The 999-nt window shown below is 37.4% G+C and carries 1 protein-coding gene and 1 pseudogene; both read right to left on the reverse strand.

Annotation, left to right across the window (positions count from 1 at the left end):
• Positions 1–235, reverse strand: a pseudogene (locus AC1DTM_RS28505) (hypothetical protein); the annotation flags it as partial.
• 90 nt (positions 236–325) lie between these two features.
• Positions 326–999 (reverse strand): formate--tetrahydrofolate ligase (locus AC1DTM_RS28510; RefSeq protein WP_477001491.1); only part of this gene is annotated, 674 nt, incomplete at its 5' end.

Genomic DNA, 999 nt, shown 5'->3' on the forward strand with positions numbered 1-999 from the left:
CTTCTAATATTTCACCTGATAAATTCTTCGCATCAACAGATAGTGAAAATGTCGCCTCTACCAGCGTTTTAAATGTTTCTGTTAGTTGAAATGAAATACTATACATACGACTTAATGAAGCAAGATCCATCACATCTTTTCGATCTGTTACGAGAATATCACCGTGTAAATCGAAATCATAGACAGCTCCTTCCACAATTACCTTTAAATTTTCAAAAGCAGTTGGATCAAACATAATTTCCTCCAAAAAACAGGCGCCTTTCTATGGAAAGGCGCCACTTGATGTATATATAGTTTACAGATAAACGAGATGAATTACAACCTTTTAGAATAAACCTACTGCTTTTCCATCTTCATTTACATCCATTTGAAGCGCAGCTGGCTGTTTAGGAAGACCAGGCATTGTTAACATTGTTCCTGTTAACGCAACGATAAACCCTGCACCGATAGATGGTTTCAATTCACGAATTGTAACGATAAAGTCAGATGGGCGACCTAATTTTGTTGCATCATCAGAAAGAGAGTATTGTGTTTTCGCCATACAAATTGGTAGGTTACTCCAACCTTCTCCTTCATATTGAGCTAGTTGCTTACGTGCTTTCGGAGCAAATTCAATATCTTTTGCGCCGTACACTTTTTGAGCAATTGTACGAATCTTTTCTTCTAATGGTAATTCTAATTCATAAAGTGGTGCGTAGTTGTTTTCACCTTTTTCAATTTCTTTTAACACTTTCTCAGCAAGGTCAACTCCGCCTTGGCCACCTTTCTCCCAAACTTCTGTTAAGGATACTGCATAGCCACGCTCATTGCACCATTCTTGTAAGTATGTAACTTCTGCATCTGTATCAGTAATGAATTTGTTAATGGCAATTACGAATGGAACACCGAAGCTTTGAATTGTTTCAACATGTTTCTGTAAGTTTTCCATTCCTTTTGCTAACGCATCTACATTTTCTTCTTTTAATTGATCTTTCGCCACGCCACCGTGCATTTTAAGCG

The sequence above is a fragment of the Bacillus sp. P4_D3 genome, from assembly GCF_056401855.1.